Annotated in this window: 13 protein-coding genes; 8 read left to right on the forward strand and 5 right to left on the reverse strand. The window is 46.2% G+C overall.

Annotated elements, in window-relative coordinates; all coding sequences use genetic code 11:
- Positions 1 to 6: 6 nt before the first annotated feature.
- Entirely contained in the window at positions 7 to 846 is an 840-nt protein-coding gene (locus MSG35_RS19110) for a 23S rRNA (adenine(2030)-N(6))-methyltransferase RlmJ (RefSeq protein WP_017065664.1), read from the reverse strand.
- A 279-nt stretch (positions 847 to 1,125) separates the two neighbouring features.
- On the opposite strand from MSG35_RS19110, the gene prlC reads away from it, so the two are divergent.
- Positions 1,126 to 3,168, forward strand: a complete 2,043-nt coding sequence (gene prlC / locus MSG35_RS19115; protein WP_248384773.1) for an oligopeptidase A — start codon at positions 1,126 to 1,128, stop codon at positions 3,166 to 3,168.
- Positions 3,169 to 3,270: 102 nt separating this feature from the next.
- On the opposite strand, the gene asnC is transcribed toward prlC, so the two are convergent.
- A complete protein-coding gene (gene asnC / locus MSG35_RS19120) occupies positions 3,271 to 3,735 on the reverse strand; it encodes a transcriptional regulator AsnC (protein ID WP_008218581.1) in 465 nt (154 codons plus the stop codon).
- Between the two features lie 126 nt (positions 3,736 to 3,861).
- Here asnC and MSG35_RS19125 point away from each other — a divergent pair, with 126 nt between their 5' ends.
- The 3 genes from MSG35_RS19125 (at position 3,862) to MSG35_RS19135 (ending at position 8,608) form a co-directional block, all read left to right on the forward strand.
- Positions 3,862 to 6,984 (forward strand): EAL domain-containing protein, encoded by a 3,123-nt coding sequence (locus MSG35_RS19125; protein ID WP_248384868.1) that lies wholly within the window; start codon positions 3,862 to 3,864, stop codon positions 6,982 to 6,984.
- Between the two features lie 112 nt (positions 6,985 to 7,096).
- Positions 7,097 to 7,876, forward strand: coding sequence for a class I SAM-dependent methyltransferase (locus MSG35_RS19130; RefSeq protein ID WP_017060146.1), 780 nt, complete (start codon positions 7,097 to 7,099; stop codon positions 7,874 to 7,876).
- 141 nt (positions 7,877 to 8,017) lie between these two features.
- Positions 8,018 to 8,608 (forward strand): hypothetical protein, encoded by a 591-nt coding sequence (locus MSG35_RS19135; protein ID WP_248384774.1) that lies wholly within the window; start codon positions 8,018 to 8,020, stop codon positions 8,606 to 8,608.
- Between the two features lie 113 nt (positions 8,609 to 8,721).
- On the opposite strand, the gene MSG35_RS19140 is transcribed toward MSG35_RS19135, so the two are convergent.
- Both MSG35_RS19140 and uspA read right to left on the reverse strand, forming a co-directional pair.
- On the reverse strand, positions 8,722 to 9,600 hold the full coding sequence (locus MSG35_RS19140; RefSeq protein ID WP_248384775.1) for a carboxylate/amino acid/amine transporter: 879 nt from the start codon (positions 9,598 to 9,600) through the stop codon (positions 8,722 to 8,724).
- Between the two features lie 52 nt (positions 9,601 to 9,652).
- Complete coding sequence (gene uspA, locus MSG35_RS19145; protein WP_017060149.1) at positions 9,653 to 10,087, reverse strand: universal stress protein UspA; 435 nt, start codon at positions 10,085 to 10,087, stop codon at positions 9,653 to 9,655.
- 189 nt (positions 10,088 to 10,276) lie between these two features.
- Between uspA and ftnA the strand changes: the two genes are divergently transcribed.
- The 3 genes from ftnA (at position 10,277) to MSG35_RS19160 (ending at position 12,640) form a co-directional block, all read left to right on the forward strand.
- Entirely contained in the window at positions 10,277 to 10,804 is a 528-nt protein-coding gene (ftnA, locus tag MSG35_RS19150; protein ID WP_017066029.1) for a non-heme ferritin, read from the forward strand.
- 68 nt (positions 10,805 to 10,872) lie between these two features.
- Positions 10,873 to 11,196 (forward strand): universal stress protein UspB, encoded by a 324-nt coding sequence (uspB, locus tag MSG35_RS19155; RefSeq protein ID WP_009848060.1) that lies wholly within the window; start codon positions 10,873 to 10,875, stop codon positions 11,194 to 11,196.
- 250 nt (positions 11,197 to 11,446) lie between these two features.
- A complete protein-coding gene (locus MSG35_RS19160) occupies positions 11,447 to 12,640 on the forward strand; it encodes an NAD(P)/FAD-dependent oxidoreductase (protein WP_248384776.1) in 1,194 nt (397 codons plus the stop codon).
- 145 nt (positions 12,641 to 12,785) lie between these two features.
- Here MSG35_RS19160 and MSG35_RS19165 read toward each other — a convergent pair whose 3' ends face one another.
- On the reverse strand, positions 12,786 to 13,679 hold the full coding sequence (locus MSG35_RS19165) for a DMT family transporter (protein WP_248384777.1): 894 nt from the start codon (positions 13,677 to 13,679) through the stop codon (positions 12,786 to 12,788).
- Positions 13,680 to 13,817: 138 nt separating this feature from the next.
- Between MSG35_RS19165 and rmuC the strand changes: the two genes are divergently transcribed.
- On the forward strand, positions 13,818 to 15,350 hold the full coding sequence (gene rmuC / locus MSG35_RS19170) for a DNA recombination protein RmuC (protein WP_019826535.1): 1,533 nt from the start codon (positions 13,818 to 13,820) through the stop codon (positions 15,348 to 15,350).
- Positions 15,351 to 15,415: the final 65 nt, after the last annotated feature.

Below are 15,415 nucleotides of genomic sequence, written 5' to 3' on the forward strand. Positions count from 1 at the left end.
TCGAGATTACTCGGGTACGATCCACTCTACTTTGAAGTGACCGGTCGCCGGCGCAATTGCTTCCTTCAAGAATGGAAGAATCTCTTTCATTTGGCTTTCTAGCTTCCAAGGCGGGTTAATCACGATCATGCCTGATGCTGTCATGCCACGCTCGTTGGTGTCTGGTGATACGCCAAGTTCGATTTGTAGAATCTTGTTGATGCCTAAGCCTTCGAGACCTTCGATCATATCTTCGATATCACAGCGATTTACTACCGGGTACCAAATTGCGTAGATACCTGTTGCCCAACGCTTATGGCTTTGAGCGATTGCTGTCACAACATCACGATACTCTTTTGCCAGCTCGTAAGGCGGGTCGATCAGCACTAAACCACGACGCTCTTTTGGTGGCAGGCTGCCCTTTAAGCGCTTAAACCCATCTTCTTTATAGATAGATACCTGACGATCGCGGTGAAACTCTTGCTCAAGCAGCGGGTGATCGGCTGGGTGAAGCTCAGTCAGTACCATGCGGTCTTGGTCACGTAGGTGTGCACGTGCAACACGTGGAGAACCTGGGTAGTAACGCAGTTTCTCGCCATTATTGAGAATGGAAATAGACTCAAGGTAGCTTTGAATGTCTTCAGGAAGATTTTGCTGTTCCCAAACGCGTGCAATACCTTGTTTGTATTCACCGGTTTTTTCAGACCATTCATGCGTTAAGTCGTAACGACCTACACCAGAGTGAGTGTCATGATAAACAAAAGGCTTATCCTTCTGTTTCAAAGAATTAAGAATAAGGCTCTGTACGATATGCTTTACTACGTCGGCATGGTTACCTGCGTGGAAGCTGTGGCGATAACTTAACAAATTAAACTCTCGTAACACTCTCGAATTAGAGTGTGGTTAGTGTAGGTGGGGTTAATCAGACTATTATAACCCTCAATGGACTATAAATTCTCGAACAATTCAGGAACCGTCGCTAGCAATATGCAGTTAGTTATTGGTTCTACTATTGAAATTTGCCTTGTTGGGCACTATTTAATAAGTATTCGCAGGTGATTTTTTAGGGCGAACTTTAGCCTGATGACTGTAAGACGACCTCATTACAAAAAAGACGAAAGTCTCTAAAGCCAAAGGAATGTTTATATGTCTAATCCGCTATTAACCTTCACGGACTTACCTCCGTTTTCACAGATCAAGCCAGAGCACGTAAAGCCAGCCGTTGAGCAAGTGATTGAAGCGTGTCGCAACAAGATAGAACAAGTACTTGAAGGTAATACTTCACCAAGCTGGGACAGCCTGGTTGCTCCAATTGAAGAAGTGGATGATCGTTTAGGTCGCATTTGGTCACCTGTAAGCCATATGAACTCTGTCGTGAACAGTGACGAATTGCGTGAAGCGTATGAGAGCTGCTTACCTGTGCTGTCTGAATACGGCACTTGGGTTGGCCAACACAAAGGCTTGTTCGAAGCGTATAAAGCGATCAAGGCGAGTGAAGAATTTTCTGCACTGAACCGAGCTCAACAAAAAACCATTACCGACGCACTGCGTGATTTCGAATTGTCGGGCATTGGCTTGCCTGCAGACGAACAGCATCGTTACGGCGAGATCAGTAAGCGTCAATCGGAGCTAGGCTCTCAATTTTCAAACAACGTACTTGATGCAACCATGGGTTGGATCAAGCAGATCACAGATGTCGCTGAACTGGCAGGTATGCCTGAATCAGCACTGGCGGCAGCTCAAGCGGCGGCTGAGTCTAAAGAGCAACAAGGTTACTTACTAACTCTGGATATCCCATCATACCTACCTGTGATGACTTACTGTGATAACCAAGAACTGCGTAAAGAGCTTTATGAAGCATACGTAACGCGCGCTTCAGATCGCGGTCCAAACGCAGGTAAGTGGGACAACACTGAGATCATCACCGAGCAACTTAAGCTGCGCCACGAGATCGCACGCATGCTAGGTTTCAGCACCTACAGCGAAAAATCACTGTCGACGAAAATGGCAGAAACGCCAGACCAAGTGCTTGGTTTCTTAAACGACCTAGCAGTAAAAGCTAAACCGCAAGGTGAACGCGAAGTAGAAGAGCTACGCCAGTTTGCTGAGAAAGAGTTTGGTGTTTCTGAATTGAATCTTTGGGACATCGCTTATTACAGCGAGAAACAAAAACAGAACTTGTTCGAGATCTCTGATGAAGAGCTTCGCCCTTACTTCCCTGAATCTAATGTGGTTTCAGGTCTGTTTGAGGTACTGAACCGCGTGTTTGGTATGTCGGTAACAGAGCGTGAAGGTGTAGACACTTGGCATGAGTCTGTGCGTTTCTTTGATATCTTTGATGCGACCGGAACACTGCGTGGTAGCTTCTACCTAGACCTATACGCACGTGAACACAAACGTGGTGGCGCTTGGATGGATGACTGTCGTGGTCGTCGTATTACTGAATCTGGTGAGCTGCAAACGCCAGTTGCTTACCTAACGTGTAACTTCAACAAGCCTGTTGGTGATAAGCCAGCACTGTTTACTCACGATGAAGTGGTAACCTTATTCCACGAATTCGGTCACGGCATTCACCACATGCTGACGCAAGTAGAAGCGGGCGCAGTTGCGGGTATTAATGGCGTGCCTTGGGATGCGGTTGAATTACCAAGTCAGTTCCTAGAGAACTGGTGTTGGGAAGAAGAAGCGCTGTCGTTCATCTCTGGTCACTTCGAAACGGGTGAAGCGCTACCAAAAGAGATGTTAGAGAAGATGCTAGCGGCGAAGAACTTCCAATCTGCGATGTTTATCCTGCGTCAGCTAGAGCTTGGTTTGTTCGATTTCACGCTGCACACAGAGTACGACCCTGAAATCGGCGCTCGCGTACTAGAAACGCTAGCGGATGTTAAGTCTAAGGTATCGGTACTGCCAAGCCTAGATTGGAACCGTTTCTCACACAGCTTTGGTCACATCTTTGCTGGTGGCTACAGTGCGGGCTACTACAGCTACCTGTGGGCAGAAGTGCTATCGGCAGATGCGTTCTCAGCATTTGAAGAGGAAGGTATCTTCAATACTGAAACCGGTAATCGTTTCTTGAATAACATCCTTGAAATGGGTGGCAGTGAAGAGCCAATGGAGCTGTTCAAACGCTTCCGTGGTCGTGAGCCACAAATCGACGCAATGCTGCGTCACGCGGGAATCAACGCATAATCAAGGTAACTATCTAGTTTATTGCGAGATAATTGCGAAAAGAGCCTCTAGTTAGAGGCTCTTTTTTTGTCTGTGCTTAATGCCAAACAAGGCGAATCAATGTTATGGATTCACATTGCGGTTGATAGGGTTCTGCAATGAAATCAGTGTTTCTGTCGACTGAACTTCATCGATCGCTTGCAGCTTATCGATCAATACAAACTGCAGCTCTTCTATCGACTTACACATCAGCTTTACAAAGATATTGTAAGCACCAGTGGTGTAGTACGCCTCAACCACTTCGTCTAAGGCATTCAGCTTAGCAATCGCCGAGTGGTAATCTTTGGCAGCATTAAGGTTGATGCCAATAAAGCAACACACGTCGTAACCCAGCTTTTTGGTGTTTACCACAACTTCTGTTCGCTCAATAATGTCTGCCGATCTCATCTTTTCGATGCGAACGTGAATCGTCGCAGGGCTGACATCGAACTGCTTTGCCATTTCAGCATAAGGAGTACGTGCATCTTCCATCAAGGTTTTGAGAATGGCACGGTCTAGATCATCTAGACGGGCTGTAGTTGTGGACATGCATAATCCTTAGGTTGAATGAAAAACATACCGGCTTGAGTACACATCATAGCCAAGGGTGATAATATTAGCAGTAACTATAGGGTTAGGGTGAATTCAGTGCGATTTTCGTTATTTTTTATTGTGATGTGTTGGAGTGTTTTTGCTTCAGCTCAGGCAAAAGATGTGTTGGTTATTCACTCTTATCATCAAGGCTTTTTCTGGACAGATGATTTCCATAAAGGATTATCCGATGAGCTCGATCGTGATGGGCTGTCATATCGTGTCGTTTACCTTGATAGCAAACGTACTCAAAATCCTGAATACCTTGAGCGTGTCTACCAGCTTTATCACACCAAGTTAATGCATGAAGAATTCGCTGCAGTTGTGGTGAGTGATAATAACGCGCTCAATCTAATGAAGCGTCTCGCGCCCGATCTCAAAGATACGCCCGTCATCTTTGGCGGTATCAACAATTTCTCCCCTCAAATGATTGAAGGCTTAAATGCTACTGGCATTACTGAAGACATCGATCTGGTTGGCAACATCGAGCTGATCAAGCGTCTTCAAGCGACCGTAAAGAAGATCTACATTGTTACCGATCATTCTGTCACGGGTGAGGCAATTCGTTCTCAAATTGATCTGTTCATCAAAACCCATCCGGATTTTTCTGACCTCGTTGAGCACTATGTGCCGGATTCCTACCAAGAGTTAATGACCTTTTCGCAACGTGCCGACCTAGGCAAGAGCTTGCTGTTTTGGGCGTACTACCGCGATGCACAAGGTAGAGTGAGTAGCGATGAAGATTGGCGACAACTGAATATCAAAACTCAAATGCCACTGTACATGGTGCACGATCTAGGGCTAGGTTTTGGGGCGATTGGTGGTGTGATTCAAAGTGGTGAAACGCAAGGCCGAGACACGGGGCGCGTGCTGTTGAGCGTGCTGAACAATCCTAAGGCTCCATTGCCATTGGTGGTTGCTGGCGCGCCAGAAATCAAACTCGATTATCAACAGATCTCACGTTGGGATTTGGGTGCAGAGAATGAAGCCTCAGTAACTTTCCTCAATAAGCCGAAGTCATTTCTAGTGCGCTACCGCGATGAAATTCGCACCATAGGTTTGCTGTTTTTGGTGATGTCGTGTGTCATCGCGACTTTGGTGTATTACCTCAATCGCCTTAAAAAAAGTGAACGTGCCAGCCGAAAAAGTCAGCTGCTGCTTGAGTCGATATTCGACCAAAGCCTGCAGTTCATGGGGATCATTGATAAGGGTGGTGTGCTGCTGTCGAGTAACAGCAAGCTACATGAGCTGCTTTATAACCAAGGCTATAAACTCGGAACGCCGCTGCAACAACACCAACATTGGGAAAGCTCTGCGCGAGAAGTGCTAGCCGACTATTTCACCACAAAAAGTGAGCACCCAGCCTTACGATTTGAAGCCGAGGTGTGGTGTCGAGATCGCGGTGCGATGGTGTTGGATATTTCATTGAAGCCGATGCCGGGCAGTGAAGACGAAGACATTCAGTTTCTCTTTGAGGCGCGCGACGTGACCTCACGTAAGCTTGCTGAGAATAAGCTGTTCCAACGTGAAGCAAACTTGAAGCTGTATTACGACAAACAGCCGGTGATGATGATTACGCTCGATGGCAATAATCGCATTCAACAAGTGAACCAGTTTGCCGAAGAGCTTTTGGGTTACCCACTCGATCAGTTGTTGGGCCATCGTCCTAGAGAATTCTATGTTGATGATAATGCGATGATTCCTCGCCATATCTTGCTGCAACCACAGCATAAGATTCGTGGTGTGTGGCGTCGTGATATCGAATATCGGCATGCCGACGGCAGCAAGATTTGGATTCGTGAAAATATCCGCCCGTTAGTGGAGTCTGATCAGCTGTTGATTGTGGGTGAAGACATCACCGAAACGCACGAGCTTTCTGAAAAATTAGAATATCAGGCTCGCTATGACCTGCTGACTGACACCTTTAACCGCAACCACTTTGAGCAAGAGCTGCAAAAAGCGCTTAAAGAGGTTGAGAGTCACATGCGAACTCACGCAATGTTGTTCCTAGATTTGGATCAGTTAAAGGTCTTGAACGACACCGCAGGACATGAAGCGGGTGATGCTGCGATCTTGTTTAGCGCCAAGTTGCTAGAAGACGTGCTGCCTTACAATGCGGTGTTAGCGCGAATGGGTGGTGATGAGTTTGCTGTATTAATGAAAGACTGTACTGAGCGAGATGCGGTTAATGTGTGTCGCAGTATTATCTCGATGATGAGTGAGAATCCATTCTTGTGGGATGATATTCGACTCAACCTGACGTGTTCTATCGGTATTCGATTGATTGACCATACTGCGGCTTCACCGCAGATGGTGCATGCTCAGGCGGATGCAGCTTGTCATGCCGCTAAAGAAGAAGGTCGCAATCGCTATCATCTTTACCATCAAGATGATGAAGACCTGCGTCGTCGTCATCTAGAGATGGAGTGCGTCAACCTCGTGCATGAGGCCTTGGCTAACGATCGTTTAGAGCTGTTTGCTCAGCGAATTCTTGGCCTAGATGAAGACAGCGATAAAATGCACTTTGAAATCTTGGTGCGCATCAAGAACATCCAAGGGGAATACATCTCTCCGGGGATTTTCATGCCGGCCTCAGAGCGTTATAACATCGCGCATTTGATTGATCGCCAAGTCGTCAGTCAAACCTTGAATTGGTTGGAGCAACGCCCTGAGGTTATTGAGGGACTCGGGATGTGTTCAATCAACCTTTCTGGTCACTCGATGGGTAATCGTGAGTTTGTCGAGTTCTTGATCGATAGCCTGAGCGATTCATCGATACCGTGTCATAAGGTTTGTTTAGAGATCACCGAAACGGCGGCCATGAGTAACATGAAGCAGGCGATCAAGTTCTTCACTCGAATCAAAGAGCTTGGCTGCATGATTGCATTGGATGATTTTGGCTCAGGGCTATCGTCATTTGGTTATCTGAAAAAACTGCCCGTCGATATTGTGAAGATCGATGGCCTGTTTGTACGTGATATTGATGTCAATGAGATGGACCATGTGATGGTTCGCTCGATCAATGATCTCGCCAAACAGATGGGTAAGCACACCGTGGCTGAGTTCGTTGAAAATACCCAGATCATCGACAAGCTGATCGAGTTGGGTGTGAACTACGCGCAGGGCTACATCATAGGCCGACCTAAACCACTCGCGGAGCTTGTTGAAGAGTTAAGACAAGAACGAGAGACAGAGCCATTGGTTTAGGTAAGCCAACTTTAGCTGTGAATACTTTTCACCGCTAATATGTATTGTTGAGGCAATCAGGTAAACTGGTTGCCTCTTTTGTTTTGAATACTACTGTCTGTTGGAGACGACCTTGCAACTACAACTGATTTGCGAAGATGCTACCCAAATCGATCATTTGAATGACTTAGCGACCCGCTGGAACTTATCTCATGATGAAAGCAGCGATTTTGCTTTGGTACTGACTAGTGAGCGACTTGAGCTACGTAAAGTCGATGAACCGAAGCTTGGCGCTATCTTTGTTGATTTAGTGGGAGGCGCTGTTGGTCACCGACGTAAGTTTGGTGGCGGTAAAGGTCAGGCGATTGCCAAAGCAGCGGGTTTAAACAAAGGCGCAACGCCAACTATTCTTGATGGTACTGCAGGCTTAGGGCGCGATGCGTTTGTGTTGGCTTCTCTAGGTTGTAAGGTGCAAATGGTCGAGCGTCATCCAGTTGTGGCTGCACTGCTTGATGATGGCTTGCAGCGAGCGCAACAAGACCCAGACATCGGTGGTTGGGTAAGTGAGCGTATGAAGCTGATTCACGCATCCAGTCACGATGCGTTGGATAAGCTCAGCAACGATCCTGACTTCGAACAGCCAGACGTGGTGTACCTCGACCCAATGTACCCACACCCAGAGAACAAAAAGAAATCGGCTCTAGTCAAAAAAGAGATGCGCGTATTCCAATCTTTAGTGGGTGCTGATCTGGATGCTGATGGTCTATTTGAGCCGGCGATGAAGTTGGCATCGAAGCGAGTTGTGGTTAAAAGACCAGATTACGCAGCTTGGTTAGACGAGCAAAAACCGAGCATGGCGATCGAAACCAAAAAGAACCGTTTTGACGTCTATGTGAAAGCATCAATGACTTAGCGGAAGCATCAATAACTTAGCAACACGCTAAGAAAATTTCCCGTCATAAATACGATAAATTGCCATTTAACACTTGCGATAGTCGCGTTACGGATGTATATCTAACTAAGAATCATTATTATTCTTAGCTGGAGTTGTAGCATGGCTAAACGCTTTTGTAAGTTAAACCGTCGAGATATCACTGAACACTTGGGCGAGATCCACAGCTTGGTGACTGAACCTAAGTTCGTGTGTCGTTCTTGCGCGCGTTCTTCGGCGGATCAAGCGAATCTATGCAAACCAACCGCAATTCCACCTCTTGGTTGTCAAAACAAACCCGTTGAAGAGAAAGTCGCATGCGGCCTGCTAGCGGAAACATTACCTGCACCAGAACTGTCGCTTGCGGAAATCAACGAGGCAATTGAACCGAGCGTACAAATGTTCGATCCAGCCGCCGCTGATATTGCCCCTGAGCTTGCCAAAAAAGAAGTCGCACAGAAAAAAGCCAAGCTGAAAAAACTGATGGCGAAGGCGAGCGGTGATGAGAAAGCTGAACTCAAACAAGCGAAGAAAGCGGCTAAGAAACAAGAGAAGTACAACAAAAAGCTCGCGAAGATGATTAAGAAGCAGCAAAAGCTGTTTAAGAAAAGCCAGAAACTGGAAAGTGATCTTGAACGCATCAACCTACAACTTGATGATGTTGCCTTCACTGAAACCAAGACTCAAGTAGTGAGCCATAATCACATCCATTGATGCTGATTCGAATGGTTTATTGCTACAGCGATGATTTAAAAAGAGCGACCTTAGGGTCGCTCTTTTGCTTTTTGGGGTTATCCGAGCTAGCTCACGCAGCTCGTTCAAATCAGCTAAGCATTGCTTGCAGATCTTGCTACGCGCTTCTTTACCCACGTCTCATTGACGAATAAAGAGAATAAGATAACGGCGCCACCAATAGACAAGCGAACCAAATCGACATCTCTGTTCCAAATCAGGATATTCACCACCAGGCCAGCAGGAACCAAGGCATTGTTCATCACTGCCAGCGCGCCAGCATTCACCATGCACGCACCTTTATTCCACATAAAGTAACCCAGCCCCGAAGCAATCAAGCCAAGGTAGATCAGGATTCCCCATTGAAGTGTGGTGGTGGGCAGTTTCTCTGGGTTACCTAGTAGCATGAAAGCCACTGACGCGACACATAGCGCCCCTAAGTAGAAGTAACCAAATACGGTTCGCTGAGGTAACTTGGTCGATTCCTTCTCCATCACCACCTTGTAGCCCACCTGACCAATAGCAAAGCACAGGTTCGCGCCTTGCACGACGAGGAAGCCAACCAAAAAGTTTTCGTTGATACCTGCGAATTTAATGAATACTGCGCCTAATACCGCAATTGCCGCCGTCACTAGGTACCACGGAGAGAATTGCCCTTTGAGAAAGTCATAAATCAGAGTGACGTAAATTGGCGTGAAAACGGTAAACAAAAGGACTTCAGGAACGGATAGCAGTAAGAAAGATTGATAGTAGAAGCAGTACATCAGGCCAAGCTGGATACCACCAATTGCCATCAATTTAGCGATCAGCTTACGCGATACGCCGCGAAACTTTAGGAAAGGAAGAAATACGACGCCAGCAAGGGCAACACGCATTAAAACAGAGAACCAAGAATCAACCTGACCCGCAAGGTAAACGCCGATCAGGCTAAAGGAGAAGGCCCATAGGAGGGTAACACCAGCTAAATAGCTCATAGTAAAACTTCGTTAATAAGATATGAGTTGTATGTTACCTAACCTTAAATCATTAGTCTTCTGAATCTCTTAGAGGCACGACCAGCATATCAACCGGAGAGGCGTTGATCAGTTGGCGTGTTGAAGAGAGCAGCTTGCTCCAAAAGTCTTGATGGTGACCGCAAACCACGAGATCAACATTGAACTCGTTGATGGTGTCACACAGCTCATGACTCAAATCACCACTGCCTACTAGGGTATGGGTGATCGGGTATTGTGCGTGCTCCGCAAAATTTTGCAGCTGAATACGAGACGCTTCCATCGCGTTGTGCTGGGTTTCGGCCATGTTGATATCAATCAGGCCAGTGTAGAGCTCCGCGTAGTTAATATCGATATGGATAAAAGAGACTTTGGCTTCCAATGGCTTTGCCAATGCTACCGCTTTATCCACAATTAATTTGCTGTCTTCTGATAAATCGACTGCGACCAAAATATGTTTGTAACTCATATCGCTACCTCCTTTATTCATTGTCTGTTTAAAGATTAGCACTATGCGATGGCTTTTTTTGCTGAAGTGATCTCATATCCACTGTCTTGCGTAATGACAGCTCGAAATATTGGTTAACTAATGGCCTGCGAGATATTCATTAAATAGTGATATAGTAGAGAAAATTGAGGATGTAATTAGGAGTCTTAAATGCTGTCAAAAACTATGGTTGAGCAACTGAATGATCAAATTAACCTAGAATTTTTCTCATCCAATCTATACTTACAAATGAGTGCTTGGTGTGAAGACAAAGGATTTGAAGGTGCAGCAGAGTTTCTGCGTGTTCATGCAGTAGAAGAAATGGAACATATGCAGCGTCTTTTCACTTACGTAAGCGAAACAGGTGCAATGCCAATTCTGGGTGCGATTGAAGCACCGAAACACGAATTCGAAAGCCTTGGCGCAGTGTTCCGTGAAACTTATGAACATGAGCAGATGATTACTGAAAAGATCAATAAACTGGCTCACGTTGCTTTCAGCACACAAGACTACTCAACCTTTAACTTCCTGCAATGGTACGTTGCAGAGCAACACGAAGAAGAGAAGTTGTTTAAAGGTGTATTGGATAAGCTAGAACTTGTTGGTGAAGACGGTAAAGCACTGTTCTTTATTGATAAAGACCTAGCGCAATTGGCAAAAGATGGTTCATCTTCAATTATGGAAGCTCCTGCCGTTTAGGTAGTACGAGAAAGACACTGATTATCTTTTTCTTTTGAGTTTTCTTATGAAGATGTAGGGAGGAAAGGATGATCAGCGGCGACACTATTCTATTTGCACTAATGGTTGTGACTTGCGTGAACTGGGCGCGTTATTTTACTGCGCTAAGAACGCTCATTTATATTATGCGAGAAGCGCATCCTCTACTTTATCAACAAGTAGACGGAGGCGGTTTTTTCACAACCCATGGCAATATGACCAAACAGGTTCGCCTGTTCAGTTACATCAAAAGCAAAGAGTATCACCATCATCATGACGAAGTTTTTACTTCGAAGTGCGATCGCGTAAGACAGTTATTCATACTCTCTTCTGCTCTGCTAGGTGTAACCTTGCTGTCTTCTTTCATCGTCTAAGTTTTTTAGTACGTGTGAAGTAGAGTTTAGGTTTTGGTGTGAGGCTTTGGTTGTTGGTTCGCTAAGCCAAGTAGTGGTTTTGCTGCTGTCTGCAAATTGTACAATTGAACATCAATTGCAAAGTTTAAAATTGCCGCTAAAATAGCGAGCAATTAGTAAGGATGTGCTGTTTATGCACATCCTTTTTTATTGATGGCATTTCGAGAACAGGGCGTACTCGGGCTGCAAAAGTGAAGAAAAGCAGAACCACATGAGTGAAAAATTTGATGTAATCGTAATTGGTGCGGGCGCCGCGGGCTTAATGTGTGCTGCGGAAGCTGGTAAACGCGGCCGACGAGTGCTGGTGGTTGATCATGCAAAGAAACCAGGCAGAAAAATTTTAATCTCAGGTGGCGGCCGTTGTAACTTCACTAACTATGATGTTTCAGCCAACAACTTCCTGTGTAACAACCCTCACTTTGTGAAGTCAGCTTTATCTCAATACACCAACTGGGATTTTATCTCGATGGTGAGCAAGTACGGTATAGAGTTCGAAGAGCGAGACCACGGCCAGTTGTTTTGTGTGAATGACCACACCGCAAAAGACATCGTGAGCATGTTGCTTGAAGAGTGTAAGCTGGCGAAAGTTGAACAGCGCTACCGTTGTGACGTTCACTCCATCGAAAAGACCGATTCTGGCTTCAAGATGCATCTCAATACCGACCAAGTTGAGTGTGACTCACTGGTGGTAGCGACCGGTGGTTTGTCGATGCCTAAGCTGGGCGCAACGCCATTTGGTTACAAGATTGCAGAGCAATTTGGTTTGTCTGTGATGCCAACTACCGCAGGCTTGGTGCCATTCACTCTGCATAAAGAAGATAAAGAAGCTTTCGCAGAGCTTTCTGGTATCGCAATTCCTGCCGAGATCACCGCGCAAGACGGAACCTTGTTCAAAGAAGCATTGTTGTTTACTCACCGCGGCCTATCGGGTCCTTCAGTACTGCAAATTTCTTCGTTCTGGAAAGCGGGTCAGTCGGTTTCGATTAATCTAGTTCCAGAAGTAGACGTTGCCGAGCTACTTGAAAATTCTCGCGAGAAACACCCAAATCAAAGCCTGAAAAATACCTTAGCGAAAGCATTACCAAAGCGTTTTGTTGAGGTGTTGATTGACCGTAAAGAGCTGGAAGACAAGCCGCTTAAACAGTTCAATGAAAAGCGGCTTAGTGGCATTGTTGAGCACCTAGAGAACTGGAAAATTGCGCCAAATGGCACTGAAGGCTACCGAACGGCCGAAGTAACTCTAGGTGGCGTGGACACCAATCACCTATCTTCAAAAACCATGGAATGTAAGAGCGTCTCTGGCCTCTACTTCATCGGTGAAGTGATGGACGTAACAGGCTGGCTTGGAGGTTATAACTTCCAGTGGTGCTGGAGTTCTGGCTTTGCAGCAGGTCAGTGGGTTTAAGCTTTTAGCTTACTCACTAGATTTTAAATTATATAAAAATGGCGAGTCATACGACTCGCCATTTTTGTATCTAACATTGTGTTCTAGCTCTAGATTCGACTTTATCGATAGCTTTTCGTGCTCAATCGAATCTTTTAGCGCTTATTTATGCAACTTTGTTTTTTGAAAACTTGATCTGTTGAATCACCAAGCCAGCAATGATCAGCACTAAACCAAACAGTGTCGCAGGGTGAATCTCTTCGCCAATGATGGTTGAAAGTAGCATCAGTGAGATAAATGGTGAGGCAAAAATCAGGTTGCTGATACGCGCCGTATTGTTGGTTAGCTTGAGTGCTGATAGCCACAATACAAAGGTAATGCCCATCTCGAACAGACCAACGTAAGTCACCGCCATCCAACCCTTCGCCGTAATTTGGCTAAAGCTTTCGCCCTCAAAAAGGGTTAAACCGATCGCAAATGGTAATGCCACTAAGAAACCAAGCAGCACGCCAACCACTGGGTCAGCCTTGTTTTTGGTGTTGAGAATCCAATATCCCGCCCAAAGCAGAGTAGAAAGCAGTGCCAGTGCCACACCTAATGGGCTATCGAACTGCATGCCTAATACATCGCCTTTGGTCGCAATAACCACCACACCCGCATAGCTGAAGGTACACGCAATCCAGTCTTGCTTACGAATCTTTTGCCCCAGAAAAACCGCCGCCATTAAGGTTAGCGTGATAGCCCAGCTGTAGTTGATGGCTTGAGCTTGAGAAGCGGGCAGCAGGTCGTAGGCTTTGAATAGAATCAGGTAATAAGCCAATGGGTTAACCAAGCCGAGAAGCAGGTAATACCAAGGGTTTGAAAGGAACGTTGTACTCAGCTGAGAAAGCTTGCCTTGAAAAGCGCAGACTGCGATCAGTGCAATCGACGACACAATACTGGCGATGGTCAGCATTTGAATAGGTGAAAACTCAGCAAGGGTCAGCTTAAAAGCAGTAGCGACCGTTGACCACAGCAGTACAGCGGAAAGGCCAAAGCCCAAGGCACGACGTTCGTTCATGGCAACTCATTCTAATTTGATGGGACAGAATACGGAGCGCCTAGTCTATCTGTCGAATTTTAATACGGCAAACTGGACATTTATCCAGTATCAAAATACCATTTAATGAGTTATTTCCAATTAGGCTAAATCATTATCATGCAATGGATTATCGAACATCAGGCAACGCTTATTGCTGCAATTTCTGGCGCGCTCGTCAGCGGCGGTGTCGTGGGTTGGTGGATTAAACAAAAGCTCTCTTTTCAGCAGCGATTGCTCGAGCAGCAGCTAGAGTCCGATCGTTTGTTGCATGAATCTCAGCAAGCTCAGCTCAAATTATCACTCGCAGAGGCGCAACAAGAACTCAATGAGTTAGATGATGACCGAGACAAAGCGGCATTCGAACTCAAGCAGGCGCACGGTAAGGTGATGGCTGCGATGGAAAAGCTGCGCTACTTTGAGGCAGTCAAGCAAGAGCGCCAGCAGTACGCCGATGAGATCAATGTACTTAAGGATCATAAGTCTGAATTAGAAGCCGAGCTGCGCGAGCAAGAAGCAAGGCATGACCAAGAAAACCTCGCCAATAGCGAAAAGCTGCAGTTGCTAGAACAAGCCGAGTCTCGACTTAAGCAGCAGTTTGAATTGTTAGCGAACCAATTGTTTGAAACCAAAACCGCTAAGGTCGATCAGCAGAACAAGCAAAGCTTAGAAGGTTTGTTGTCTCCATTGAGAGAGCAGTTGGAAGGCTTCAAGAAGCAGGTTAACGATAGCTTCAGCCAAGAAGCCAAAGAGCGCCATACCTTAGTACATGAACTTAAAAACCTACAACGCCTCAATGAAAGCATGACACGTGAAGCGGTGAACCTGACTCAAGCGTTAAAGGGTGATAACAAACAACAAGGTAACTGGGGCGAGGTGGTGCTGGCACGGGTGCTTGCTGAATCAGGACTGCGCGAAGGACATGAATACCAAACGCAAGTGAACCTGCAAAACGATGCGGGCAAGCGTTATCAACCGGATGTGATTGTGCATCTGCCACAAGATAAGCAAGTGGTGGTCGATTCCAAAATGGCGTTGGTGGCCTTTGAGCGCTACTTCAATGCCGAAACCGACCAGCAGCGTGATGCTGCATTGCGTGATCACTTGGTGTCGTTAAGAGCGCACATCAAAGGTTTGAGCCAGAAAGATTATCATCAGCTTAAAGGCATCCAAAGCTTGGATTATGTGTTGATGTTTATCCCGGTTGAGCCAGCATTCCAAGTGGCGATTCAGGCGGATCCTAGCTTGGTGAAAGATGCGATGGAGCAAAACATCATCTTGGTCAGCCCAACTACTTTGCTGGTGGCACTGCGTACCATTGATAACCTGTGGCGCAACGACAGACAGAACCAGAACGCACAAGTTATCGCGGAACGTGCGAGCAAGCTTTACGACAAGCTGCGCCTGTTTGTTGATGATATGGAAGGCCTTGGCAGCTCACTTGATAGAGCCAACCAAAGCTACCAAGGGGCGATGAATAAGCTAGTGACGGGGCGGGGCAACGTGATTCGTCAGGCAGAAAGCTTCAAGCAATTGGGTGTTGAAGTGAAGAAACCGATCTCGATTGGTTTGGCTGAAATGGCGCAAAATGAGGCTTTTTCAGAAAATGCCTCCTTAGTAGAAAGACAACCTGCTGAGGATAAAGTAAACTAATCGGCCGCAGCGCCTCTAAACACAAAGAGCGCTGTCGATGAGAACTTACCATGGTAGATAACAGC

It is taken from the genome of Vibrio sp. 1CM23M (genome assembly GCF_023161755.1).
Taxonomy (GTDB): Bacteria; Pseudomonadota; Gammaproteobacteria; order Enterobacterales; family Vibrionaceae; genus Vibrio; species Vibrio coralliirubri.

Bases quoted from the DNA above. Each gene is read 5' to 3' on its own strand.
- prlC (WP_248384773.1), top strand. From the start codon at position 1,126: ATGTCTAATCCGCTATTAACCTTCACGGACTTACCTCCGTTTTCACAG.
- asnC (WP_008218581.1), bottom strand. From the start codon at position 3,735: ATGTCCACAACTACAGCCCGTCTAGATGATCTAGACCGTGCCATTCTC.
- MSG35_RS19125 (WP_248384868.1), top strand. From the start codon at position 3,862: ATGTGTTGGAGTGTTTTTGCTTCAGCTCAGGCAAAAGATGTGTTGGTT.
- MSG35_RS19135 (WP_248384774.1), top strand. From the start codon at position 8,018: ATGGCTAAACGCTTTTGTAAGTTAAACCGTCGAGATATCACTGAACAC.
- MSG35_RS19140 (WP_248384775.1), bottom strand. From the start codon at position 9,600: ATGAGCTATTTAGCTGGTGTTACCCTCCTATGGGCCTTCTCCTTTAGC.
- uspA (WP_017060149.1), bottom strand. From the start codon at position 10,087: ATGAGTTACAAACATATTTTGGTCGCAGTCGATTTATCAGAAGACAGC.
- ftnA (WP_017066029.1), top strand. From the start codon at position 10,277: ATGCTGTCAAAAACTATGGTTGAGCAACTGAATGATCAAATTAACCTA.
- uspB (WP_009848060.1), top strand. From the start codon at position 10,873: ATGATCAGCGGCGACACTATTCTATTTGCACTAATGGTTGTGACTTGC.
- MSG35_RS19160 (WP_248384776.1), top strand. From the start codon at position 11,447: ATGAGTGAAAAATTTGATGTAATCGTAATTGGTGCGGGCGCCGCGGGC.
- MSG35_RS19165 (WP_248384777.1), bottom strand. From the start codon at position 13,679: ATGAACGAACGTCGTGCCTTGGGCTTTGGCCTTTCCGCTGTACTGCTG.
- rmuC (WP_019826535.1), top strand. From the start codon at position 13,818: ATGCAATGGATTATCGAACATCAGGCAACGCTTATTGCTGCAATTTCT.